Below are 25494 nucleotides of genomic sequence, written 5' to 3' on the forward strand. Positions count from 1 at the left end.
TCAGGGTCGGGGAAATACCCAGAAGCGGGGTCGTGCATTCAGCGAGGCCAGCTTTCGCCATTCCTCACAACCGAACATAGCTCGCTCGGACGGATGTCGGCACCCGCTACCCGCACGTACCTCCGTTCAGGTGTTTCCTCCCTCTCACTACCTGCAACGATGCAAGTTCCCTGTCAGTTCCGGTTTATTTCGAAAGATGCCGGAGTGGATGCGACGACCGCGGCTGCGGCCGTCCGTTGTGCGAATCCAGCAATTGCGTGCGCCGGGGCACCGCCGGCCGCCCGGGTGGCCACACCGCCGGCGCCCGCGACGGCCCGGGCCGCCTCCACCAGCGAGGCTCCCGTCGTCATCAGGTCGTCTACCAGGACCACCCGGCCGCCTTCCAGCAGCCTGTCACCGCCTGCCGACACCTCCAGCGCCCCGCTCAGATTCGCCAGCCGCTGCCGGGCGCTCAGCCCCGACTGGTCCGCCACCGCACGCCGCTGGCGCAGCACCGCCGCCACACGCGCGTCCGTGCCCGTACGCCGCAACTCCCCGGCCGCCGCCAGGGCGATCCGGCGCGCCGGATCATGCCCGCGGGCCCGCACCGCCCGCCGCGCCGACGGCACCGGCACGAGCAGCAGCGGCCCGTCCCGGGGCGCCGCCGCGGCCGCGCGCACCGCGCCCGCGAGCGCCTTCCCGAGGACCCCGGCCAGGCCCAGGGCGCCCCGTTCCTTGTGCGCGAGCAGCACCGCCCGCACCGCGTCCTCGTACACGGCCGCCGCGTACACCACCGGCAGTCCCGCGGGCTCGGGGGCAGGTCGGACCCGCCGTGCCCGCACACCGAGGAGCGCCGCCGCGCACCGCTCGCACAGCGCGGTACGGGGACTGCCGCAGCCGCCGCAGGCAACCGGCAGCACCAGCCCGGAGATCTCCTGCCACCATCCCCGCATGGCATCCACTCTGCCAACAGGACGGCTGCCCGGCCACCCCTGTGGAAAACCCACCGGGGCCACCGGGCCACTGCCGGAACCCTTGAGCGACCGCCCGGGCGGCGCGACCGCCGGTGCGCAGGCGAGGGTTCAAAGACAGGCTCTCAGCCCGGGTAGACGGGCGAGGATCCCTTCTTGACCGCCGTCTTCCAGTTGGCGCCCGGCGGGAGCCGGACGATGCCGTCCTCCCTGGAGTGCGCCACCAGCGGCAGCCGCTCGTCGTCCGCCGCGGCGATCTCGGTCACCCGGTTGGCGCCCGGCAGATTGCCCGCGGCCGACAGCGAACCGTCCGTCTGCATGTAGCGCAGCTGCTGCTGGAGGCCGCCGGACTCCTTGCCGACCACGACGAGACGGCTGCGACCGGCCCAGGAAACGGCCGTCACATCCTCCATCTGCGGCGCTCCGGGGCGCAGTTCCACCACGGAGACCTGCGGGTGCTCCGGGTCGCCGATCCGCTCCACGCGGCCGATCCGCAGCGTCGTGTGGCCGCCCTCGTTCACCAGGAGCGCGATGCGCACCCCGTCCGCCGACATCCGCACCTGCTCGATGCGCGCCCCGTTCAGACCGGCGACATCGACCTCCTGCGGCTGGCCCTCGCCGTTGTCGAGGCGGAGCAGCCGGGAGTGGCCCGGATCCCGGTCGGCCACCCACAGATCGTTGCGGCCGTCCCAACTCGGCGCCGAAAGGCCGTCCTTCGGATCCTTGCTCTGGCTGGTCACGAGCGTCTTCACCAGCTCGCCGTCGGACACGATCGGCGCCACGTACAGCGAACGGCCGTCGGCCGTCACTCCCGCCGCGCGCCTCTCGTCCCGCTCCACCGCGACCGTACGCAGCTGCTGACCCGTCCGGCCGAACGGCCCGGGCACCAGCTCGGTGACCACGTCCCCGTCCGTGCTGTCCGCGCCGTCGGTGCCCTCCGCGCTGTCACGCGCCCCGGCACGCATCCGCGCGAGGCGCCCCTGCTCGTCCACGAAGTACTGGCCGGGCTTGGGCGAGATGTGGTCCGGCGCGTACCCCTCGGCCTGGTCGCCGCCGAGCACGCACAGCTGCGAGCCGTTCGCCCGGTCCAGCTCCACCTGGCCGACCCGGGTGGCCGTCAGATCCCGCAGCGTGAACAGCAGTTGGGCCGCCATCTTGCGGCACTGGCTCCCGCCGACGTTGGACGCCCGCTCGTTCAGCGGCACCTTCAGCGCGTTGCGGTCGTCGAACGAGAGCGACTTGGTGCCGTCCTTCAGCGCCGTACCGCTCGGGAAGCGCGAACCCACCACCGGACGCAGCCAGTTGGTCGGCCCCTCCAGAACGGCCATGACCGTCTGGGTGACCAGGTTCATCTGCGTCTCGGGGTCGTTGCGCTGGCGCACGTACACCGGATCGGCCACCAGCCGGTCCTGCCCCGACGCGAAGTAGTACTTGTTGACGGAACGGTAGATCCGCTGGAAGTCCGACTGCCCCAGCAGCAGCCCCTCGGGCAGCGCGTCGATGCGCCACTCCTTGCCGCTGGGCGTGCTCTGCCGTACGAGGTGGATCGTCTCGTTGTACGCCGACTTCGGCCCGGCCGGCTGATAGGCGTGCTGCTTGTCCACCACGGCGACCGGCTTCCCGGTCACCGTGAAGGTGAAGCTCGAACTGTCGCCCTTGTCGTTGGTCCGGTTCGGCTGCGGGTTCGGCCCGTCCGCCAGCACCGTGGTCGCCAGATCCGGCTTCCAGGTCCGCGCGGCCTGCGGCGTCAGATACTTGCGGGCCGTCGCGAACTGCGGGTCGTCACTGGTCATCGCCTCCAGGAACCCGTCGACTATCTCGTCGGCGGCCGCCCCCTCGCGCGGCGGCACCGCGTACACCTGCACCTGCGAGTCGGCGCGCTGCGAGGCCTGTACCGCGTGCACGTCCCCGCTGTCCGGCATCGACGCGCACCCCGCCACCAGCACACCGCCGCAGCCCAGCAGCGCGGCCGACCGCAGCCGACGGCCGCGGCCCCTCCCCCGATCAGCGCCCACGAGCCGATTCCTCCTGGTCGGCGGCTGCCGGGGCAGCCGCTGTGTCAGCAGCCTGCGATGGTACGGATTCGCCCTCCACGCGCGCGTCACTGACCCGGGGCACCACTCTGGCCCCCCCGCCACCGGGCAGCGCGGTCGGATCGGCGGCCGGCCCGGACGTCCTCGGCGGGACCGGGGGCCGGGGCGGCACGGGCAGCGAGGAGCGGGTGGCGGCGGGCTGGACCGGCACGCTCGCCAGCCGCAGCCCGTTGCCCTGCTCGACGGCCTCGCCCTGGCGGGCCCGCTCGCGCGCGGCCCGTGAGTCCTCCGGCTCCAGCGGTATCGGCGATCCGCGCAGCGGCTCGTCGGCCGTACGCGGCAGCGTCAGCCGGAACTGGGAGCCGCCACCGGGCTCGCCCCAGGCCTGCAGCCAGCCGCCGTGCAGCCGCGCGTCCTCGACCGCGATCGACAGTCCGAGGCCCGTGCCTCCGGTCGTCCTGGCCCGGGCCGGGTCGGCCCGCCAGAAGCGGTTGAACACCCGGGTCGCCTCGCCCGGCTTCAGGCCCACTCCGTAGTCGCGCACCGCGACCGCGACGGCGCCGCCGGCCGTGCCCATGCGCACCACCACGTCCCGGCCCTCGCCGTGCTCCACGGCGTTGACCACGAGGTTGCGCAGCACCCGCTCGACCCTGCGGGCATCGGCCTCCGCGACCACCGGCTGGTCGTCACCGACCACCCGTATCCGGGTGCCCTTGCGCTCGGCGAGCGGCTCGGCGCCCTCGATCACCCGTCGTACGACGTCCCGCAGGTCTATCGGCTCGGCCTCCAGGGCCGCCGCGCCCGCGTCGAACCGGCTGATCTCCAGCAGGTCGGCGAGCAGCGACTCGAACCGGTCGAGCTGCCCGGCCAGCAGCTCCGCCGACCGCGCCGTCACCGGATCGAAGTCGACGCGCGCCTCGTGGATGACGTCCGCCGCCATCCGTACGGTCGTCAGCGGCGTCCGCAGCTCGTGCGAGACGTCCGAGACGAACCGCCGCTGCATCCGCGACAGCTCCTCCAGCTGCTGGATCTTGATCTGGAGGTTCTGAGCCATCTTGTTGAAGGCCTCGCCGAGCCGCGCGATGTCGTCCTCGCCGGTGACCTTCATCCGCTCCTGGAGCTTGGCCGCGGAGAGCCGCTCCGCGATCTGCGCCGCCATCCGGACCGGGGTGACGACCTGGCGCACCACCAGCCAGGCGATCGCGCCGAGCAGCACCACCAGGAACAGCCCGGCGGTCGCGAGAGTGCCCTTGACCAGGCTCAGCGTCTTCTCCTCCTGCGCCAGCGGGAAGAGGTAGTACAGCTGGTAGGCCTGGCCGTCCACGTCCTTCAGCTTGGTCCCGATGACCAGCCCCGGCTTGGGCTCCTGGCCGTCGAGGTACTTGATCGAGGCGTACGTCTTGTACGCCCCCGTCCCCTGGTCGACGTTGTCCCGCAGGCTCTGCGGGACGCTCGCGACCGGATCCACGCCGCCCGAGGCGCGCGGGCCGCGGTTGCTGGAGCCCGAGTCCTCGGAGTCGGCGCTCAGCGCGACCACGTAGAACGCGCCCTGGCCGCCACTGGCGAGCTGGGTCACCAGCTCGCTGCGCCAGGTCACCGAGCTGCCGGCCCGCCCGTCCGAGCTGCCGTCGTCCTGGCCGCCCGGCGCCGCCGGGGCGCTGGCCTTGTCCTTGGCCACGGCGAAGCCGCCCGCGGACTGGCTCTCGGACGCCTTCTCCTTGGTGACGAGGAGCCCGTTGCGCACCTGACCGATGACAACGAACCCGAGCAGCAGCACCACACCCAGCGACATCAGCAGGGTGGAGGCGACCACCCGCAGCTGGATGTTGCGCCGCCACAGCCGCACCGCGGGCAGCAGCGGACGCCGCACCCAGCGCACGAAGAGCCGCAGCACGGGGCTGCCGGGCGTGCCCTCCTGGAGGATCCGCCCGCCCCATGCCGTCGTCTTGCGTCCCACACCAGCAGCCCGCCCCCCACGGACCCCGGGCTTCCCGGGCTTCGGAGCAGCACCGCCGCGGGACATGTCAGCTCGGTCCGGCCTTGTAACCGACACCACGGACGGTCACCACGATCTCCGGCCGCTCGGGGTCCTTCTCGACCTTCGAGCGCAGCCGCTGGACATGCACGTTGACCAGCCGCGTGTCCGCCGCGTGCCGGTACCCCCACACCTGCTCCAGGAGCACCTCACGGGTGAACACCTGCCACGGCTTGCGGGCCAGCGCGACCAGCAGGTCGAACTCCAGCGGGGTCAGGGCGATGGACTGCCCGTCCCGCTTCACGGAGTGACCCGCCACGTCGATCACCAGATCGCCGATCGCCAGCTGCTCCGGCGCCGGCTCCTCCGACCTCCTCAGGCGCGCCCGGATACGGGCGACCAGCTCCTTCGGCTTGAACGGCTTCACGATGTAGTCGTCCGCCCCGGACTCCAGGCCGACCACCACATCCACGGTGTCGCTCTTGGCGGTGAGCATCACGATCGGCACACCCGACTCGGCCCTGATCAGCCTGCAGACCTCGATGCCGTCCCGTCCGGGCAGCATGAGGTCCAGCAGCACCAGGTCCGGCTTGGCCTCACGGAATGCCGCCAGTGCCTTGTCGCCGTCCGCTACGAACGACGGCTCAAAACCTTCTCCACGCAGCACAATGCCGAGCATCTCGGCCAGCGCGGTGTCGTCGTCGACGACAAGGACGCGTCCCTTCATAAACGTCATCATCCCATTAGCTAATCGTTACCTGGCGTGACCTGGCACACAGCTCTCTCAGCCCGCCCCCCGTCACGGGGGAGAGCACACCTTCCTCGGTGACGATCGCCGTCACCAACTCGGGGGGCGTCACATCGAACGCGGGGTTGTACGCCTGCGTCCCCAGCGGCGCCACGGGCAGCCCGCCGCCGGCCCCCCACCCGGCCGCGGAAACCTGCGGTCCGGTGAGCTCCGTCACCTCCTGCCCGGGTCGCTGCTCGACCTCGATCGCCGCCCCGTCGGGGGTTTCCAGATCCACCGTCGTGACCGGCGCCACCACGATGAACGGCACGTGGTGGTACTTGGCGAGTACAGCGAGCGGATAGCTTCCCACCTTGTTCGCCACCGATCCGTCGGCGGCGATGCGATCCGCCCCGATCAGAACGGCGTCCACCTCCCCCGCCGCGAACAGCGAACCCGCAGCATTGTCGGTCAGCAAGCTGTACGCCATCCCACTGCGCGCCGCCTCGTACGCGGTCAGTCTGGCTCCTTGCAGCAGCGGCCGAGTCTCGTCCACCCACAGCCGCCGCAGCCGGCCCGCCCGGTGCGCGGCCAGCGCCACCGCGAACGCGGTGCCCTCGCCACCGGAGACCAGCCGCCCGGTGTTGCAGTGCGTGAGCACCCGGTGGCGGCCACCGGGCAGCAGCTCGTCGAGCAGTGCCAGCCCGTGGGCCGCCATCCTGGCACTGGCCTCGGCATCCGCCCGGTGCAGGGCCTTAGCGGCCGCCAGCGCCGCCGCCCCGGCCTCCTGCGGGCCCCCGCCCTTGTCGAGGGCCGCCTGGTACGCCCCCAGCGCCAGCCGCACCCCGTACCCGAGGTTCACCGCGGTGGGCCGCGCCGCCGCCAGCAGGGCCGCTGCCTCCTGTACGTCGAAGCCGCGCACCCCGGCCAGCGCCACCCCGTACGCCCCGGCGATCCCCAGCAGCGGAGCCCCTCGGACGGCCAGCGTCTGGATGGCCAGGACCAGCCCCGGCACATCCGTACAGACCAGTTCGACCTCCTCGGCCGGCAGCCGCGTCTGGTCGAGGAGCACCAGCACCGGCCCCTCCGGCGGCTCGTCCCAACGAAGCTGTGCCAGTCCCGACGGCTCGGAGCCCACGGTGGATCGCACCTCGTGATCAGCCATCCGCCCAGTCTGCCCGGTGAGCCGCCGACAATTGAAGGTGCTAACGAGATACGGGGGCCGGTCCGCAGCCAGGAACCGCATGGCACGATGGCTGCCGACCCCAACGAGCCGGCTCGCCGAGCTGGTCCCACGACCAATCCACGAGGTGGACGACCGTGAACGACTCTCCGGGCTGGGCTTCGCCCGGATCGGCCCCCTCCGACGGCGAGGACTCCGGCACCCCCGGGCAGCCCGAGCCCTCCGACCGGGCCCGCGCGTCCTCGCAATGGTCCCGGAACCAGCCTCCGGCGGGCCAGTGGTCGCCTCCGGCCGCCACCCCGGGCCAGGGCACTCCCCCGCCCCCGCCGGGCCCTCCTGGGCCCCAGCAGGGCGGCTGGGGCCGGCCTCCGGCTCCCGGCGGGAACTGGAACCACGGGTGGGGACCCGCGCCGGCCGCCAAGCCCGGCGTGATCCCGCTCCGCCCGCTCGGGGTCGGCGAGATCCTGGACGGCGCGGTGTCGACGATGCGCGCCCACTGGCGCACGGTTCTCGGCCTGACCCTCACGGTCGCCGTGATCACGCAGATCGCGGACATTCTCGTCCAGCGCTACCTCCTGCCGGATCCCCCGGAGATCGACCCGAACGCCACCGGCACCGAGGCCATCGACCAGGCCTTCGACTCGCTGCGCTCCAGCCTGCTCGGCCTGCTGCCCGTCGCCGTCCTCGCACTGATCGGCACCCTCTTCGTCACGGCGGTCCTCACCGTCGTCATCAGCCGCTCCGTCCTGGGGCGGCCGGTGACGCTGCGGGAGGCCTGGGCGGAGGCCCGGCCGAGGCTGCTGCCCCTGCTCGGCCTCCTGGTGCTGCTGCCCCTGATGGCGGGCGCGATCGTCGGCATCGGCATCCTTCCGGGGGCGCTCATCGGATCCGACGGGGGTGCGGCCCTGGCCGGCCTCGGCGGGCTGGCCGCCGTCGTGGTCGTCATCTGGCTGCTGGTCCAGTTCAGCCTCGCCGCGCCCGCGCTGATGCTGGAGCGCCAGGGCCTCGTCAAGTCCCTGCGCCGGTCCGCCAAGCTGGTGCGCGGCGCCTGGTGGCGGATCTTCGGCATCACGCTGCTGACGCTGCTCCTGACGTTCATCGTCTCGATGATCATCGCGATCCCGTTCACCGTGATCGGAACGCTCGTGGACGACGGCGGCGGCAGCCTCTTCTCCGGGTCCACTTCCGACTTCGGCTGGCCGTTCCTGATCATCACCGGGATCGGCGCCGTGATCGGCTCGGCGATCACCTACCCGATCTCCGCCGGTGTGGCCGCGCTGCTCTACGTCGACCAGCGCATCCGCCGCGAGGCCCTCGACCTCGATCTCGCCCGCGCCGCGAACCTCCCGGGCTACGAGACCCCCAGGAGCTGATGCGGTGTCCGCAACGGGGGGCATGGTGCGGCTGCTGGTCCGAGCAGCCGGGGAACCACCGGTGGACACTCCGCGCGTGCCCGCCCGCGAGGCGGCCCGGCGCGAACTGACCGATCCGAGGTACCACGAGAACGACCCGAACCTCCTGGAGCGCGCCCTCAACCGCTTCTGGGACTGGGTCGGTGGCCTGTTCAACGCCGCCTCGGGCGCGGCCCCGGGCGGCGCGCTCGGACTGGTCGCCATCGCCGTGTTCGTCCTCGCCCTGGTCGCCGCCCTGTGGTGGCGGCTGGGCACCCCGAAGCGCGCTTTCTCCACTGTCGGCACCGTCTTCGACGACCGCCCGCGCAGCGCCGCCGAGCACCGCGCCACCGCCGAGGGCCACGCCGAGGCAGGCCGCTGGACCCAGGCCGTCCAGGAACGGATGCGCGCGATCGTCCGCTCCCTGGAGGAACGTGCCCTCCTCGACCCGCGCCCCGGCCGCACCGCCGACGAGGCCGCCGCCGAGGCAGGCCGCCCGCTGCCCGGCCACGCCGACCGACTCCGCACCGCCGCCCGCGAGTTCGACGACGTCACATACGGAGGCCGTACGGCGGACGAGTCCGCGTACCGCCGTCTGCGCGACCTCGACACCGATCTGGAACGCACCAAGCCGGATCTCAGCGCCCTCGCCCAACGCCCCACAGTGGAGGCGACTGCCCGGGGAGCCGCCAAATGACCGGCACCCGGGCCGCCAATACCGCCCCTCCCGCCTCCACGTCCACCGACGCGACGCCCCGTCAGATCTGGACGCGCACCCGCGGTCTGCTGCTCGCCGCCGTGATCCTCCTGGCCGCCGGGATCACCCTCGCCGCCACCCGATCCGGGGACCAGCACGGCCGCCTCGACCCCAGGTCGGCGGACCGCTACGGCAGTCGCGCCGTCGCCGAACTCCTCAAGGATCAGGGCGTCTCCACGCGCGTGGCCACCACGCTCGACGAAGCCGCCCGCGCTGCGGGTCCGGACACCACGCTCCTGGTCACCGTCCCCGATCTGCTCACCGCGTCCCAGCAACGCCGGCTCCACGCCGCCACCGCCGGGTCCGGCGGACGCACCGTACTGCTCTCCCCTGGCTCGCCCTCCCTTCCCGTACTCGCACCCGGCGTACGGGAAGAGGGCTCGTCCTCGGTCGGCAACCGCGAGCCGAACTGCTCCCTGCCGCTGGCCGTCCGCGCCGGAAGCGCCGACACCGGAGGCGTCCGCTACTCCGCCGACGGCCAGGCCGACGACGCGTGTTACCCCGCAGGCGGACTGCCCACCCTGCTCCGGATACAGACCCCCGCCCATGGGGACACCGTCCTGCTCGGCGCCCCGGACATCCTCTACAACCACCGTCTCGACAAGCAGGGCAACGCCTCGCTCGCCCTGCAACTCCTCGGCTCCCGCCCCCATCTGGTCTGGTACCTCCCCTCGCTCGGTGATGTCTCGGCCACCGACGGTGGCGACCGCAGCTTCTTCGACCTCGTCCCGTCCGGATGGCTCTGGGCCACCCTCCAGCTCGCCCTCGCGACCGCCCTCGCCGCCATCTGGCGCGCCCGCCGCCTCGGCCCCCTGGTGACCGAGCAACTCCCGGTCGCCGTCCGCGCGTCCGAGGCCACCGAGGGCCGAGCCCGCCTCTACCGCAAGGCCAATGCCCGCGACCGCGCGGCCGAAGCCCTGCGCTCGGCCACCCGCACCCGTCTTGCTCCCCTCCTGGGCGTGCCCGCCGCCTCGGCGCACGCGCCCGAACTCCTCCTCCCCGCCGTCTCCGCCCGGACCACGTCAGCCGAACAGGACCTTCAGGTCCTGCTCTTCGGCCCGGCCCCGGCCGACGACGCCGCACTGGTCCGCCTCGCGGACGAACTCGACGCCCTCGAAAGAGAGGTACGCACCTCATGAGCGACCGAACCCCGGCGACCGCAGCGAACCCGGACACCGCCCGCGCCTCCCTGGAGGCCCTGCGCACCGAGATCGCCAAGGCCGTGGTCGGCCAGGACTCCGCCGTGACGGGCCTGGTCGTGGCCCTGCTGTGCCGCGGTCATGTCCTCCTCGAAGGGGTCCCTGGCGTCGCCAAGACCCTCCTCGTGCGTTCGCTCGCCGCTTCGCTCGAACTCGACACCAAGCGCGTCCAGTTCACCCCCGATCTGATGCCCACTGATGTCACGGGCTCGCTGATCTACGACGCCCGCACCGCCGAGTTCTCCTTCCAGGCCGGCCCGGTGTTCACCAATCTGCTGCTCGCGGACGAGATCAACCGCACGCCTCCGAAGACCCAGTCCTCTCTCCTCGAAGCCATGGAGGAGCGTCAGGTCACGGTCGACGGCACACCGCGCCCGCTTCCCGAGCCCTTCCTGGTCGCCGCGACGCAGAACCCCGTCGAGTACGAGGGCACCTATCCCCTGCCGGAAGCCCAGCTGGACCGCTTCCTGCTGAAGTTGACGGTGCCTCTGCCCTCGCGCGCGGACGAGATCAACGTCCTCGCCCGTCACGCCGAGGGTTTCAACCCTCGTGACCTCCAGGCGGCCGGAGTCCGCCCGGTCGCGGGAGCCGCCGATCTGGAAGCGGCTCGTGCGGCCGTGGCCAAGACCTCGGTCTCCGCAGAGATCACCGGCTATGTCGTCGATATCTGTCGTGCCACGCGTGAATCCCCCTCACTCAGCCTCGGCGTATCCCCCCGAGGCGCCACAGCTCTGCTCTCCACCGCTCGCGCCTGGGCCTGGCTCACGGGCCGGGACTATGTCACCCCCGACGACGTAAAGGCCTTGGCCCTCCCCACACTTCGCCATCGCATCCAGTTGCGTCCCGAGGCGGAGATGGAGGGCGTCACCGCCGACTCCGTCATCACCTCGGTCCTCGCCCACGTCCCCGTCCCCCGCTGAGGCGGCGATCGTGGCTCTCACCGGACGCACTGCTCTGCTCGCTGCTCTCGGATCCGTCCCCGTCGGTGTATGGGCCCCGAGCTGGGCGGGAATGCTCGCGGTCAACGCCCCCCTCACACTCGCAATGATGTGCGACTACGCCCTCGCCGCGCCAGTGCGAAAGCTTCAATTCACCCGAAACGGTGATACATCAGTTCGACTGGGTGACGCCGCCGAGGTCGTCCTCACCATCACCAATCCCTCGGGCCGCCCGTTGCGGGCCCAGCTCCGCGACGCCTGGCCGCCCAGCAGCTGGGCTTCCGACGCCGAACAGGACGCTTCACGGCATGCCTTGACGGTTCCGGCCGGCGAACGCCGCCGCGTCACCACGGCCCTGCGCCCGACCCGGCGGGGCGACCGACACTCCCAGCAGATCACCATCCGCTCATACGGACCGCTCGGCCTCGTCTCCCGGCAAGGCAGCCACCGCGTCCCCTGGACCGTGCGCGTGCTGCCGCCCTTCACCAGCCGCAAGCACCTGCCGTCCCGACTGGCCCGGCTGCGCGAACTCGATGGCCGCACCAGCGTGTTGACCCGAGGCGAAGGCACCGAGTTCGACAGCCTGCGCCCCTACGTCCCCGGCGACGACACCCGCTCCATCGACTGGCGCGCCACTGCCCGGCAGAACGCCGTCGCCATACGCACCTGGCGGCCCGAGCGCGACCGCCACATCCTCGTCGTCCTCGATACCGGGCGTACGTCGGCGGGCCGCGTCGGCGACGTCCCCCGCATGGACGCCGCGATGGACGCCACCCTGCTGCTCGCCGCACTCGCCTCCCGCGCAGGCGACCGCGTCGACCTCCTGGCATACGACCGTCGCGTGCGAGCCCAAGTGCAGGGCCGCGCCTCCGGAGAACTTCTGCCCTCTCTGGTCAACGCGCTTGCGCCGCTCGAGCCCGAGTTGGTGGAAACAGATGCCCGAGGCTTGAGCGCCGCCGCACTCGCCAACGCTCCTCGGCGTTCCTTGATCGTGCTGCTGACAAGCCTGGACGCGGCTCCGGTGGAGGGAGGCCTGCTCCCCGTTCTCCCGCAGCTCACCAAGCGACACACAGTTCTGGTCGCAGCGATTGCCGACCCTCACATCAAGAAGATGGCGGAGTCACGTGGCACTGCGGACTCCGTTTACGAAGCGGCCGCTGCCAGCCGCACCCAGGAACAGCGTCACCGCACGGCTGAACAGCTGATGCGCCATGGCGTTACCGTCGTGGACGCGACCCCGGATGAGCTGGCACCGGCGTTGGCGGACGCGTATCTGGAGTTGAAGGCCGCAGGTCGACTCTGATCGAAAGCGAAAGGGGCCCGCGAGCCGAACGGGTCCTGAACGCAAAAATGCCTCAACCCCCGGCCCAAAAGGGCACGGGGGTTGAGGCTAAAGATTGTTCGGCGGTGTCCTACTCTCCCACAGGGTCCCCCCTGCAGTACCATCGGCGCTGAAAGGCTTAGCTTCCGGGTTCGGAATGTAACCGGGCGTTTCCCTAACGCTATGACCACCGAAACACTATGAAATTTGAACGCTGGTGTTGACACAGCTGTTCGTTATTTCAGAACTAACACAGTGGACGCGAGCAACTGAGGACAAGCCCTCGGCCTATTAGTACCAGTCAGCTCCACCCCTTACGAGGCTTCCACATCTGGCCTATCAACCCAGTCGTCTACTGGGAGCCTTACCCTCTCAAGGAGGTGGGAATACTCATCTCGAAGCAGGCTTCCCGCTTAGATGCTTTCAGCGGTTATCCTTTCCGAACGTAGCCAACCAGCCATGCCCTTGGCAGGACAACTGGCACACCAGAGGTTCGTCCGTCCCGGTCCTCTCGTACTAGGGACAGCCCTTCTCAATATTCCTACGCGCACAGCGGATAGGGACCGAACTGTCTCACGACGTTCTAAACCCAGCTCGCGTACCGCTTTAATGGGCGAACAGCCCAACCCTTGGGACCGACTCCAGCCCCAGGATGCGACGAGCCGACATCGAGGTGCCAAACCATCCCGTCGATATGGACTCTTGGGGAAGATCAGCCTGTTATCCCCGGGGTACCTTTTATCCGTTGAGCGACGGCGCTTCCACAAGCCACCGCCGGATCACTAGTCCCGACTTTCGTCCCTGCTCGACCCGTCGGTCTCACAGTCAAGCTCCCTTGTGCACTTACACTCAACACCTGATTGCCAACCAGGCTGAGGGAACCTTTGGGCGCCTCCGTTACTCTTTAGGAGGCAACCGCCCCAGTTAAACTACCCATCAGACACTGTCCCTGATCCGGATCACGGACCCAGGTTAGACATCCAGCACGACCAGAGTGGTATTTCAACGGCGACTCCACCATGACTGGCGTCACAGCTTCAAAGTCTCCCACCTATCCTACACAAGCCGAACCGAACACCAATATCAAACTGTAGTAAAGGTCCCGGGGTCTTTCCGTCCTGCTGCGCGAAACGAGCATCTTTACTCGTAGTGCAATTTCACCGGGCCTATGGTTGAGACAGTCGAGAAGTCGTTACGCCATTCGTGCAGGTCGGAACTTACCCGACAAGGAATTTCGCTACCTTAGGATGGTTATAGTTACCACCGCCGTTTACTGGCGCTTAAGTTCTCAGCTTCGCCTGGACGAATCCAAGCTAACCGGTCCCCTTAACGTTCCAGCACCGGGCAGGCGTCAGTCCGTATACATCGCCTTACGGCTTCGCACGGACCTGTGTTTTTAGTAAACAGTCGCTTCTCGCTGGTCTCTGCGGCCACCCCCAGCTCAGAGTGCAAGACTCATCACCAGTGATGGCCCCCCTTCTCCCGAAGTTACGGGGGCATTTTGCCGAGTTCCTTAACCATAGTTCACCCGAACGCCTCGGTATTCTCTACCTGACCACCTGAGTCGGTTTAGGGTACGGGCCGCCATGAAACTCGCTAGAGGCTTTTCTCGACAGCATAGGATCATCCACTTCACCACAATCGGCTCGGCATCAGGTCTCAGGCTTCATGCTGTCCGGATTTGCCTAGACAGCGCCCTACACCCTTACCCCGGGACAACCACCGCCCGGGCTGGACTACCTTCCTGCGTCACCCCATCGCTTACCTACTACAAGTCTGGTTCGTCGGCTCCACCACTTTCCTTTCCCCGAAGGGTCCGGAACGGCTTCACGGACTTAGCATCGCCTGATTCGATATTGGGCGTTTCAAAGCGGGTACCGGAATATCAACCGGTTGTCCATCGACTACGCCTGTCGGCCTCGCCTTAGGTCCCGACTTACCCTGGGCAGATCAGCTTGACCCAGGAACCCTTAGTCAATCGGCGCACACGTTTCTCACGTGTGTATCGCTACTCATGCCTGCATTCTCACTCGTGAACCGTCCACCACTAGCTTCCGCTGCGGCTTCACCCGGCACACGACGCTCCCCTACCCATCAACACACCCGTTAGGGCTATATATGTCAATGACACGACTTCGGCGGTACGCTTGAGCCCCGCTACATTGTCGGCGCGGAATCACTTGACCAGTGAGCTATTACGCACTCTTTCAAGGGTGGCTGCTTCTAAGCCAACCTCCTGGTTGTCTCTGCGACTCCACATCCTTTCCCACTTAGCGTACGCTTAGGGGCCTTAGTCGATGCTCTGGGCTGTTTCCCTCTCGACCATGGAGCTTATCCCCCACAGTCTCACTGCCGCGCTCTCACTTACCGGCATTCGGAGTTTGGCTAAGGTCAGTAACCCGGTAGGGCCCATCGCCTATCCAGTGCTCTACCTCCGGCAAGAAACACACGACGCTGCACCTAAATGCATTTCGGGGAGAACCAGCTATCACGGAGTTTGATTGGCCTTTCACCCCTAACCACAGGTCATCCCCCAGGTTTTCAACCCTGGTGGGTTCGGTCCTCCACGAAGTCTTACCTCCGCTTCAACCTGCCCATGGCTAGATCACTCCGCTTCGGGTCTAGAGCGTGCAACTCAAACGCCCTGTTCGGACTCGCTTTCGCTACGGCTTCCCCACACGGGTTAACCTCGCTACACACCGCTAACTCGCAGGCTCATTCTTCAAAAGGCACGCAGTCACGACTGCATGTGCAAGCACATACAGCGACGCTCCCACGGCTTGTAGGCACACGGTTTCAGGTACTATTTCACTCCGCTCCCGCGGTACTTTTCACCATTCCCTCACGGTACTATCCGCTATCGGTCACCAGGGAATATTTAGGCTTAACGGGTGGTCCCGCCAGATTCACACGGGATTTCTCGGGCCCCGTGCTACTTGGGTGTCTCTTAAACGAGCCGTTGACGTTTCAGCTACGGGGGTCTTACCCTCTACGCCGGACCTTTCGCATGTCCTTCGCCTACATCAACGGTTTCTGACTCGTCTCACAGCCGGCAGACTGTGAAAAAGAGATCCCACAACCCCGTATGCGCAACCCCTGCCGGGTATCACACGCATACGGTTTGGCCTCATCCGGTTTCGCTCGCCACTACTCCCGGAATCACGGTTGTTTTCTCTTCCTGAGGGTACTGAGATGTTTCACTTCCCCTCGTTCCCTCCACATGCCCTATGTGTTCAGGCATGGGTGACAGCCCATGACGACTGCCGGGTTTCCCCATTCGGAAACCCCCGGATCAAAGCCTGGTTGACGGCTCCCCGGGGACTATCGTGGCCTCCCACGTCCTTCATCGGTTCCTGGTGCCAAGGCATCCACCGTGCGCCCTTAAAAACTTGGCCACAGATGCTCGCGTCCACTGTGCAGTTCTCAAACAACGACCAGCCACCCATCACCCCACCAACAACATGGTGAGTTCACTGGGGCCGGCGACTGAAGTACAAGCGGGCCATGCCCGTGCCTTCAGACACCCAACAGCGTGCCCGGCCCGGCTCCCTCAGGTTCACGTTCCACGCCGAAGCAGTACTAGTGATCCCTCGAAAACCGTGCCGAATAGTCAACGTTCCACCCATGAGCTGACCGTGCAGAACATTTGCCTGCAATCGGTACTGTGCTCCTTAGAAAGGAGGTGATCCAGCCGCACCTTCCGGTACGGCTACCTTGTTACGACTTCGTCCCAATCGCCAGTCCCACCTTCGACAGCTCCCTCCCACAAGGGGTTGGGCCACCGGCTTCGGGTGTTACCGACTTTCGTGACGTGACGGGCGGTGTGTACAAGGCCCGGGAACGTATTCACCGCAGCAATGCTGATCTGCGATTACTAGCAACTCCGACTTCATGGGGTCGAGTTGCAGACCCCAATCCGAACTGAGACCGGCTTTTTGAGATTCGCTCCGCCTCACGGCATCGCAGCTCATTGTACCGGCCATTGTAGCACGTGTGCAGCCCAAGACATAAGGGGCATGATGACTTGACGTCGTCCCCACCTTCCTCCGAGTTGACCCCGGCAGTCTCCTGTGAGTCCCCATCACCCCGAAGGGCATGCTGGCAACACAGAACAAGGGTTGCGCTCGTTGCGGGACTTAACCCAACATCTCACGACACGAGCTGACGACAGCCATGCACCACCTGTATACCGACCACAAGGGGGGCACTATCTCTAATGCTTTCCGGTATATGTCAAGCCTTGGTAAGGTTCTTCGCGTTGCGTCGAATTAAGCCACATGCTCCGCTGCTTGTGCGGGCCCCCGTCAATTCCTTTGAGTTTTAGCCTTGCGGCCGTACTCCCCAGGCGGGGAACTTAATGCGTTAGCTGCGGCACCGACGACGTGGAATGTCGCCAACACCTAGTTCCCAACGTTTACGGCGTGGACTACCAGGGTATCTAATCCTGTTCGCTCCCCACGCTTTCGCTCCTCAGCGTCAGTAATGGCCCAGAGATCCGCCTTCGCCACCGGTGTTCCTCCTGATATCTGCGCATTTCACCGCTACACCAGGAATTCCGATCTCCCCTACCACACTCTAGCTAGCCCGTATCGAATGCAGACCCGGGGTTAAGCCCCGGGCTTTCACATCCGACGTGACAAGCCGCCTACGAGCTCTTTACGCCCAATAATTCCGGACAACGCTTGCGCCCTACGTATTACCGCGGCTGCTGGCACGTAGTTAGCCGGCGCTTCTTCTGCAGGTACCGTCACTTTCGCTTCTTCCCTGCTGAAAGAGGTTTACAACCCGAAGGCCGTCATCCCTCACGCGGCGTCGCTGCATCAGGCTTTCGCCCATTGTGCAATATTCCCCACTGCTGCCTCCCGTAGGAGTCTGGGCCGTGTCTCAGTCCCAGTGTGGCCGGTCGCCCTCTCAGGCCGGCTACCCGTCGTCGCCTTGGTAGGCCATTACCCCACCAACAAGCTGATAGGCCGCGGGCTCATCCTTCACCGCCGGAGCTTTCCACCCAGAAGCATGCGCTTCCGGGTCGTATCCGGTATTAGACCCCGTTTCCAGGGCTTGTCCCAGAGTGAAGGGCAGATTGCCCACGTGTTACTCACCCGTTCGCCACTAATCCACCCCGAAGGGCTTCATCGTTCGACTTGCATGTGTTAAGCACGCCGCCAGCGTTCGTCCTGAGCCAGGATCAAACTCTCCATGAATGTGTACCGGTAATCCGGTGCGCACACACGAAAGAGCGGGACAGTCACGTCGGAATAAGACCGACCGTCCTCAGCGTCCTCGCTGTGTTGTTGCCTGCCGACCGTGAAGGTCAGCAGGACTTTTCAAAGGAACCTCCAACCCAACCGACAAGCGGTGGGCCGGGGTTGTCAATCTGGCGTTGACTTTTGGCACGCTGTTGAGTTCTCAAGGTACGGACGCTTCCTTTGTTCCCGTTTCCGGGCCCTCCGGGCGCTTCCTTCGTTTCCGACTCTATCAGACCGTTTCCCGGTCCGACTTCCTCGGTGCTTTCCAGGTTTCCGCTTTCGCGTTTCCCTTTCCGGCGATTCCGACTCTATCAGAAGCATTTCAGCCGAGCTAATCGGCTTCGTGATTCAAATCAATCGGAGGTGGCTCTTCAGGAATTCAATTCCCGGTGAGAGCGAGAGAGATACTAGCCAGTGCGCCCGAACCTGTCCAGTCCGGCGCAACCGTTTGAATCTACCTCCCCACGCGAACCGTGTCAACGGTTTTTGTGGGCGAAGAGGACAGTACCAGGTCAGAGGGGTCGTACGCACATCACGCGGCGGTGGGCTGGGCCGCGCTGCGGTCCGGTTCGTCGACGTCGCCCGTCTCGCCCTCGCGCACTGCTCTGCCGCCGAGCACGTAGACGTACACGAGAAATGCCAGCTCGGCGGCGATTCCGATGGCGATGCGGCCCCAGGTGGGGAGGTCCGACGGCGTGACGAAGGCTTCGATCAGGCCGGAGACGAACAGGACCAGGGCCAGGCCGATGGCCATGCCCAGGGCCGCGCGGCCCTCTTCGGCGAGGGCGTCGCGGCGGGTGCGCGGACCGGGGTCGATGACCGTCCAGCCAAGGCGTAGCCCTGTACCCGCCGCCACGAAGACGGCGGTGAGTTCGAGAAGGCCGTGCGGGAGGACCAGGCCGAGGAAGGTGTCCAGGCGGCCGGCCGAGGACATGAGGCCGATGCCCACGCCCAGGTTCAGCATGTTGGAGAACAGGACCCAGAGGACCGGCAGCCCCAGGAAGGCGCCCAGGACCAGGCACATCGCGCTTGCCTGTGCGTTGTTCGTCCAGACCTGGGCCGCGAAGGAGGCCGCGGGGTGGCTTGAGTAGTACGTCTCGTACTCCCCACCGGGTCGCGTCATGTCCCTGAGCGTCTCCGGAGCGGCGATCGACGACTGGACCTCGGGGTGGGTGCCGATCCACCAGCCGATGATCGCGGCCAGGGCGGTCGAGAGCAGCGCCGCCGGAATCCACCATCTACGCGCGCGATAGACGGCTGCCGGGAATCCGGCGGTCAGAAAGCGCACGGCGTCGCGCCAGGAGGCGCGGCGGGTGCCGGTCACCGTGGCGCGGGCACGGGCCACGAGCTGGGTGAGACGGGCCGTGAGCTGCGGGTCCGGCGCCGAGGACTGTATCTGGGAGAGGTGTGTCGACGTGCGCTGATAGAGGGCGACGAGTTCGTCGACCTCGGCGCCGGTCAGACGGCGGCCGCGGCGCAGCAGCTGATCGAGTCGGTCCCACTCGGGATGGTGGGCGGTGACGAAGACGTCGAGGTCCATGGTCGGCTGCTGCTCCAGGCACTGGGTGCGTACGGTCCGTACTACTGCGGCGCGCTGCGGGCCAGCTTGGCAGACTGAGGTTTCCGAGGGTCGGGGAAGGTCGCCGCTACGGCGGCCTCTGTAAAGAAGCGTCGCTTCGGCGGTGTCGGTGAAGGGTGGGCAACGGTGAGTGCGCTGGTCACGGGGGATGCGGTCGTGCTGGGGCTGCGGCCCGCGCGGCTGCCCAGTCGCGCGCTCGCTCTCCTCATCGACATGGTGGTGGCCTGGGCCGCCTACTTGATCGTGTCCTTCGCCCTGTTGCTGGCGACCGCGTCGCTCGACGATGCCGCGCAGGCGGCGATAGCCGTCGCCCTCTTCGTCCTCGTACTCGTGGGGGCACCCATAGCGGTCGAGACGCTGACGCACGGGCGCTCCTTGGGGAAAGCCGCGTGCGGTCTGCGAGTGGTGCGCGACGACGGCGGGCCGATCCGCTTCCGGCACGCGCTCGTGCGCGGGGCCATGGGCGTGGTGGAGGTCCTACTGACCTTCGGGGTCGTCGCCTGTATCGCGTCGCTGGTTTCGGAGCGCGGGCGGCGGATCGGGGACGTGTTCGCGGGGACCCTGGTCGTACGGGAGAGGGTGCCCGCCGGGCGGGCCGCCTCCGTGCCGCCTCCTCCGCCCTGGCTGCTGGGACGTTTCTCCGGGCTTGATCTGTCGGCGGTGCCGGACGCTCTGTGGCTGTCGATACGGCAGTACCTGACGCGGATGGGGCAGCTCGACGCGCAGGTGAGCTGGACGATGGCGGTCCGGCTGGCCGACGACCTGGTGGCGCGGACGGGGGCGCCTGCGCCGGAGGGTGTGCCTCCGGCCGCGTATCTGGCGGCGGTCATGGCCGAGCGGCAGACGCGGGACGCGCGGCGGGCGTTCGGGACGGCGCACGAGAGTGCGGCGCACGCGAGTTGGGGTGGCGGTGGCCGTGGCGTCGCTGGAGTGAGTGCTTCCGCTACGGCGATGGGCGGGACACCCACGGCTGGGCCCGTCGCACCGGGCTCCCTCGGTGAGACGCGCCTCCCTGACGCGCCTACCCGGGCCGCCACTCCCCCGCGTACAGCCGCTGCCCTCGGGGCCCCGACGGCCGGGCCCGGGGCCGAGCCGGATTCGCCGCCCGTCACGGGCTTCGCGCCGCCTGCCTGAGCCGCACGCCGGGTACTTCGGGGACGCCGGCCCGACTGGTCGGCGCACCCGCTTCCGCGCTGCCTAGGGCGCCCAGACCGACGGCGGGCTTTCGAGGGATTCGAGCTCGATTCCGGGAGCCGCGAGGACCACGTCACCGGCGATGTGGACGACGTGCTGTTCGCCTGTGTCCAGGGCGCTGACCTGGTACTCGTCCACGGTCAGGGGGCCGTTGTCAGTGGCGTGCGCTTCACTGTTCACCAAGGCCCAGGACTGGTCGAGGGTGCGGGGGGCGAGGACCGGGTCGGTGAAGGCGACGAGGCGTACGCGGGTCGCGGGGGAACCGGGGGTGAGGCGGAGCAGACGTGACGTGGCGATGAGGAATGCCGGGGACATACCGGTGAAGGCATGGGCGGGGACGTTGCCTTCGGTGGCATGAGTGCCGGTGGGGTCGGTGCGGACCCAGGTGACGCCGTCGAGGGCGGCACCGCGCACCTGCCAGTTACCGGCGTGCAGTTCGAGGCGGATAGGGCGGCCGAGCTCGTCGAGGGCGAGGTCGACGGAACCGGCGGGGTCGCCGGAGGGGGTGATGATCTGGGAGACATAGCGCCAGCCGGACGGGCCGGGCGCGCAGTGGAAGTGTTCTTCGCCGAGGGGGGTGTGATCGTGCGGATCGTGAAGCGAATACCGGCCGCGGGGCATGGGGTCCTGTGGTCCTCGGGGGCGTAGGGGTGGACCGTTGTACGGAGCGGGGTACGGGGCAGGCCCCCGGCACGGGGGTCCGGGGGCCTGCCTTGTACCACTGCTCTCGGTACGACGTTCTCGTTACCGCGGCTGGTGAGTCCGCCAGCTGAGCCCGTCAGTCGAGTCCGTCGGTTACGGAATCAGTAGCGGTAGTGGTCCGGCTTGAACGGGCCCTCGACCTCGACGCCGATGTACGCGGCCTGCTCGGGGCGGAGCGTCGTGAGCTTCACGCCGAGCGAGTCGAGGTGGAGGCGGGCGACCTTCTCGTCGAGGTGCTTGGGCAGCACGTAGACGTCGGTCGGGTACTCCTCGGGCTTGGTGTACAGCTCGATCTGGGCCAGGGTCTGGTCCGCGAACGAGTTGGACATCACGAACGACGGGTGGCCGGTCGCGTTGCCCAGGTTCAGCAGGCGGCCCTCGGAGAGGACGATGAGGACCTTGCCGTCGGGGAACGTCCAGGTGTGGACCTGCGGCTTGACCTCGTCCTTGACGATGCCGGGGATCTTGGCCAGGCCGGCCATGTCGATCTCGTTGTCGAAGTGGCCGATGTTGCCGACGATGGCCTGGTGCTTCATCTTGGCCATGTCCGCGGCCATGATGATGTCCTTGTTGCCCGTCGTGGTGACGAAGATGTCGGCCTTGTCGACCACCTCGTCGAGCGTGGTGACCTGGTAGCCGTCCATCGCCGCCTGCAGGGCGCAGATCGGGTCGATCTCGGTGATGATCACTCGGGCGCCCTGGCCGCGCAGGGACTCCGCGCAGCCCTTGCCCACGTCGCCGTAGCCGCAGACGACGGCGGTCTTGCCGCCGATGAGGACGTCGGTGGCGCGGTTGATGCCGTCGATCAGGGAGTGGCGGCAGCCGTACTTGTTGTCGAACTTCGACTTGGTGACCGCGTCGTTGACGTTGATCGCCGGGAAGAGGAGGGTGCCGTCGCGGTGCATCTCGTACAGACGGTGGACACCGGTCGTGGTCTCCTCGGTGACGCCGCGGATCTCGGACGCCAGCTGGGTCCACTTCTGCGGGTTCTCGGAGAGGGTGCGGTTCAGCAGGGTGAGGATGTAGCCGTACTCCTCACTGTCCGCGGTGGACGGGTCCGGGGCCGCGCCGGCCTTCTCGAACTCGACGCCCTTGTGGACCAGGAGCGTGGCGTCACCGCCGTCGTCCAGGATCATGTTCGGGCCGCCGGTCGGGGAGTTCGGCCACGTGAGGGCCTGCTCCGTGCACCACCAGTACTCCTCGAGGGTCTCGCCCTTCCAGGCGAAGACCGGGACGCCCTGGGGGTTCTCGGGGGTGCCGTTCGGGCCGACCGCGATGGCGGCGGCGGCGTGGTCCTGGGTGGAGAAGATGTTGCAGGAGGCCCAGCGGACCTCGGCGCCGAGGGCGACGAGGGTCTCGATCAGGACGGCGGTCTGCACCGTCATGTGCAGGGAGCCGGTGACCCGGGCGCCGGCGAGCGGCTGGGTGGCGGCGTACTCCTTGCGGATCGACATCAGGCCGGGCATCTCGTGCTCGGCGAGGGTGATCTCCTTGCGCCCGAAGGCGGCGAGGGAGAGGTCGGCGACCTTGAAGTCCTGGCCGGCGTCGACAGTCGTCATGGCGAGCTGCTCCTCGTGAGTGGGTCGAGGGTGGGTACGGAAGGTCTGCGGGCACGCCTGGGCACGACGACGGCCACGCGGGCACCAGCGGGTGCCCGGGCGGACATCGCGATGTCCGGGTGGACACCGGAGTGCCCGTGGGCACCAAGGGGTGCCCGTCGCGCTCACAGCGCAGTCCGTCGGAGGCCCTCTCTCCCTCGGCCGGTGCGCGTGGCGTACCGACCGACCGCCATCAGCAGCGACGTCTGGCTCTGGTCACGAATCTACACCGATCGGCCCAGCCGCCCCCAGCCCGTCCCGGATGGCGAGGTGGCGAAGTTCAGGGGCGAGAGCCTTACCAAAGAGGGGCTTTCGGGACTTCTGATGCGGTCGGCGCCTGGTGCAGGATGCGGGGGGACCGGGAACACCCGCCCGAAGCGTCTGCGCGACGGAGCGCGATGCGGGAAGCGTTAGGAGAGCCACGTGACGAGTCCGGCGAACGAGCGGCGGAAGGTGAAGCTGCTCGCGGTGACCGCGTGCCCGACCGGCATCGCCCACACCTATATGGCGGCTGAGAAACTGGCGCAGGCGGCCGAGGCCCTCGGCGTCGAGATGAAGGTGGAGACGCAAGGCTCCATCGGGGCTGAGAACGTTTTCTCTGACAACGATGTCAGAGACGCCGACGGCATCATCATCGCGGCCGACAAGGACGTCGACCGCAGCCGGTTCGTGGGCAAGAAGGTGCTGGCCGTCGGCGTGGCGGAGGGCATTCGCCATCCGGAGCGGCTGATCGAGCAGGTCCACGGCGCGCCGGTGCAGTCGGGCGACGGCGGACGCGGGGCCGGGGGTGCTGCGGCGCCGGGGGTGCTGCGGCGCCGGGTGCCGGGGGCGGCAAGGAGCGGAGCGTCACGTACAAGGCGCTGATGAACGGTGTCTCGTACATGATCCCGTTCGTGGTGGTGGGCGGGCTGCTCATCGCGATCTCGCTGGCGCTGGGCGGGCACACGGATGCCAAGGGCGGTCTGGTGATTCCGGACGACTCTTTCTGGATGCACGTCAACCAGATCGGGGTCATCGGGTTCACGCTGATGGTGCCGATCCTTTCCGGCTACATCGCGTACGCCATCGGGGACCGGCCGGCGCTGGTGCCGGGCATGATCGGCGGCTGGATAGCCAACACCGGTTCGCTGTACGACTCGAAGGCCGGGGCCGGTTTCATCGGGGCGATCGTGACCGGCTTCCTCGCCGGGTACCTCGTCCTGTGGATCAAGAAGGCCAAGGTTCCCAAGTTCGTCCAGCCGATCATGCCGATCATCGTGATCCCGATCGTGGCGACGACGGCGCTCGGACTGTTCTTCATCTACGTGATCGGGAAGCCGATCTCGTGGGTGTTCACGCACCTCACCGACTGGCTCAGCGGGATGACCGGGACCAGTGCGGTTCTGCTGGGCGCGATCCTCGGGCTGATGATCGCGTTCGACATGGGCGGGCCGGTCAACAAGACGGCGTTCCTGTTCGGCGCGGGACTGATCGCGACCGGCAACCAGAGCGTGATGGGCATGTGTGCGGCGGCCATTCCTGTCATGCCGCTGGGGCAGGGGCTCGCGACGCTGCTGCGGCGCAGGTTCTACTCCGAACAGGAGCGCGAGACCGGTATGGCCGCGTTGTTCATGGGCTTGTTCGGAATCTCGGAAGGAGCCATTCCGTTTGCTGCGGCCAGGCCGGCCCAGGTCATCCCGGCGAACATGCTGGGCGGCGCGGTCGCGGGTGCGATCGCGGGGCTGGCGAGCGTGAAGGACGCGGTGCCGCACGGCGGCCCGATCGTGGCGCTGCTCGGGGCCGTCGGTGGCGTACCGATGTTCTTCCTGGCGGTGGCGGCAGGCACGGTGGTGACGGCTGTGACCACCAACGGGCTGATCGGGGTCAAGGAGCGGCGGCGGGACGCTGCGCTGCCGCAGAACGTCTCCGGGATGGAGACATCGCTGGCCGTGGACGCTGCGCTGGCCGTTGGCCGGGATCCGTTGGAGGCGGTCCCGGTTGGGGCGGCTGCGACCGGTTCGACCGGTGCGGTGGCCGAGGGTGCGGTGACCGACAGTTCGGGCGGCGAATCCGCGGTCGGTCGTGTGGACGGGTCTCCTGATGAACGCCCGGGCGGCTCCAGGAGTTCCGGCCGATCCCAGACTCCCGAAAACTCCTCCGACGCCACAGGATCCGACCGCTCCAGTGACCCCGGTAACTCCGGTGACTCCCGCGAAGTCCTCTCCGGCTACCTCACGCAGGACACCGTGAAGGTCGCCCTGGCGGCGGGCGAGAAAGAAGCCGCGATCCGGGAGATGGCCGAGCTGCTGGCCCGTACGGGCAACGTACGGGACGTCGACGAGCTCGTACGAGTCGCGTTGGCGCGTGAGGCACAGGGCACCACCGGGCTCGGTGAGGAGATCGCGATTCCGCATGCCAAGACGGATGCGGTGGCGGCGCCGACCGTGGGGTTCGCCCGTTCCTCCGAGGGGATCGAGTGGGGCGCCCTGGACGGGACGAGGGCCAAGCTGATCTTCATGATCTCGGTGCCGGAGGCGGCGGCCGGGGACGAGCACCTGCGGATCCTGTCGCTGCTCTCGCGCAAGCTCATGGACACGGAGTTCCGGGCTCGACTGGCGGAAGCGCCGGACGAGGCGGCCGTACTCGCGGTGCTGGGCGAGATCCAGTAGGCCTGTGCCTGTGAGGCGGCGTGTGAAGCACGTGGACGTGCGGGCCCCATAGA

General features: G+C 68.0%; 16 protein-coding genes and 3 rRNA genes. 8 read left to right on the forward strand and 11 right to left on the reverse strand.

Annotated elements, in window-relative coordinates; all coding sequences use genetic code 11:
• Positions 1-173: 173 nt before the first annotated feature.
• The 5 genes from BX283_RS17810 to mtnA all read right to left on the reverse strand — a co-directional run bounded on the left by BX283_RS17810 (position 174) and on the right by mtnA (position 6850).
• Positions 174-932, reverse strand: coding sequence for a ComF family protein (locus BX283_RS17810; protein ID WP_101388571.1), 759 nt, complete (start codon positions 930-932; stop codon positions 174-176).
• Positions 933-1075: 143 nt separating this feature from the next.
• Positions 1076-2965 carry an LpqB family beta-propeller domain-containing protein gene (locus tag BX283_RS17815; RefSeq protein WP_101388572.1) on the reverse strand — a complete coding sequence of 630 codons (1890 nt, stop codon included), beginning with the start codon at positions 2963-2965 and terminating at the stop codon, positions 1076-1078.
• Positions 2955-5006 carry an MtrAB system histidine kinase MtrB gene (gene mtrB, locus BX283_RS17820; RefSeq protein WP_101388573.1) on the reverse strand — a complete coding sequence of 684 codons (2052 nt, stop codon included), beginning with the start codon at positions 5004-5006 and terminating at the stop codon, positions 2955-2957. The genes BX283_RS17815 and mtrB overlap by 11 nt, the downstream gene beginning before the upstream one ends.
• 1 nt (position 5007) lies before the next feature.
• On the reverse strand, positions 5008-5697 hold the full coding sequence (mtrA, locus tag BX283_RS17825) for a two-component system response regulator MtrA (RefSeq protein WP_188278465.1): 690 nt from the start codon (positions 5695-5697) through the stop codon (positions 5008-5010).
• A gap of 4 nt (positions 5698-5701) precedes the next feature.
• On the reverse strand, positions 5702-6850 hold the full coding sequence (gene mtnA, locus BX283_RS17830; protein ID WP_101388574.1) for an S-methyl-5-thioribose-1-phosphate isomerase: 1149 nt from the start codon (positions 6848-6850) through the stop codon (positions 5702-5704).
• A gap of 155 nt (positions 6851-7005) precedes the next feature.
• On the opposite strand from mtnA, the gene BX283_RS17835 reads away from it, so the two are divergent.
• The 5 genes from BX283_RS17835 to BX283_RS17855 are packed head-to-tail and all read left to right on the forward strand — an operon-like array spanning position 7006 to position 12456.
• A complete protein-coding gene (locus tag BX283_RS17835) occupies positions 7006-8241 on the forward strand; it encodes a glycerophosphoryl diester phosphodiesterase membrane domain-containing protein (RefSeq protein ID WP_101388575.1) in 1236 nt (411 codons plus the stop codon).
• Positions 8242-8263: 22 nt separating this feature from the next.
• On the forward strand, positions 8264-8956 hold the full coding sequence (locus BX283_RS17840) for a DUF4129 domain-containing protein (protein WP_101388576.1): 693 nt from the start codon (positions 8264-8266) through the stop codon (positions 8954-8956).
• Entirely contained in the window at positions 8953-10155 is a 1203-nt protein-coding gene (locus tag BX283_RS17845) for a DUF4350 domain-containing protein (protein WP_101388577.1), read from the forward strand. The genes BX283_RS17840 and BX283_RS17845 overlap by 4 nt, the downstream gene beginning before the upstream one ends.
• Positions 10152-11135 carry a MoxR family ATPase gene (locus BX283_RS17850; protein ID WP_101388578.1) on the forward strand — a complete coding sequence of 328 codons (984 nt, stop codon included), beginning with the start codon at positions 10152-10154 and terminating at the stop codon, positions 11133-11135. Before BX283_RS17845 ends, BX283_RS17850 begins: the two co-directional genes overlap by 4 nt.
• Before the next feature lie 10 nt (positions 11136-11145).
• The gene (locus BX283_RS17855) at positions 11146-12456 is read left to right on the forward strand and encodes a DUF58 domain-containing protein (protein ID WP_101388579.1); all 1311 of its coding nucleotides are present in this window, start codon (positions 11146-11148) and stop codon (positions 12454-12456) included.
• Positions 12457-12552: 96 nt separating this feature from the next.
• Here the strand turns inward: BX283_RS17855 and rrf are convergent.
• From rrf to BX283_RS17880, 4 genes are all read right to left on the reverse strand, one after another.
• A 5S ribosomal RNA gene (gene rrf, locus BX283_RS17860) occupies positions 12553-12669 on the reverse strand.
• 76 nt (positions 12670-12745) lie between these two features.
• Positions 12746-15869, reverse strand: a 23S ribosomal RNA gene (locus BX283_RS17865).
• Positions 15870-16149: 280 nt separating this feature from the next.
• A 16S ribosomal RNA gene (locus BX283_RS17870) occupies positions 16150-17675 on the reverse strand.
• The 16S, 23S and 5S rRNA genes sit together here, the layout of an rRNA operon.
• A gap of 577 nt (positions 17676-18252) precedes the next feature.
• A complete protein-coding gene (locus BX283_RS17880; protein WP_101388581.1) occupies positions 18253-19260 on the reverse strand; it encodes a stage II sporulation protein M in 1008 nt (335 codons plus the stop codon).
• Between the two features lie 165 nt (positions 19261-19425).
• Here BX283_RS17880 and BX283_RS17885 point away from each other — a divergent pair, with 165 nt between their 5' ends.
• A complete protein-coding gene (locus BX283_RS17885) occupies positions 19426-20433 on the forward strand; it encodes an RDD family protein (RefSeq protein ID WP_101388582.1) in 1008 nt (335 codons plus the stop codon).
• Positions 20434-20496: 63 nt separating this feature from the next.
• On the opposite strand, the gene BX283_RS17890 is transcribed toward BX283_RS17885, so the two are convergent.
• Positions 20497-21114 (reverse strand): hypothetical protein, encoded by a 618-nt coding sequence (locus BX283_RS17890; RefSeq protein ID WP_101388583.1) that lies wholly within the window; start codon positions 21112-21114, stop codon positions 20497-20499.
• Positions 21115-21296: 182 nt separating this feature from the next.
• On the reverse strand, positions 21297-22754 hold the full coding sequence (gene ahcY, locus BX283_RS17895; protein ID WP_101388584.1) for an adenosylhomocysteinase: 1458 nt from the start codon (positions 22752-22754) through the stop codon (positions 21297-21299).
• 462 nt (positions 22755-23216) lie between these two features.
• On the opposite strand from ahcY, the gene BX283_RS42460 reads away from it, so the two are divergent.
• On the forward strand, positions 23217-23657 hold the full coding sequence (locus tag BX283_RS42460) for a PTS fructose transporter subunit IIB (RefSeq protein ID WP_257583062.1): 441 nt from the start codon (positions 23217-23219) through the stop codon (positions 23655-23657).
• Positions 23657-25441 (forward strand): fructose-specific PTS transporter subunit EIIC, encoded by a 1785-nt coding sequence (locus tag BX283_RS42180; protein WP_373979185.1) that lies wholly within the window; start codon positions 23657-23659, stop codon positions 25439-25441. Before BX283_RS42460 ends, BX283_RS42180 begins: the two co-directional genes overlap by 1 nt.
• Positions 25442-25494: the final 53 nt, after the last annotated feature.

This window comes from Streptomyces sp. TLI_146, assembly GCF_002846415.1.
Taxonomy (GTDB): Bacteria; Actinomycetota; Actinomycetes; order Streptomycetales; family Streptomycetaceae; genus Streptomyces.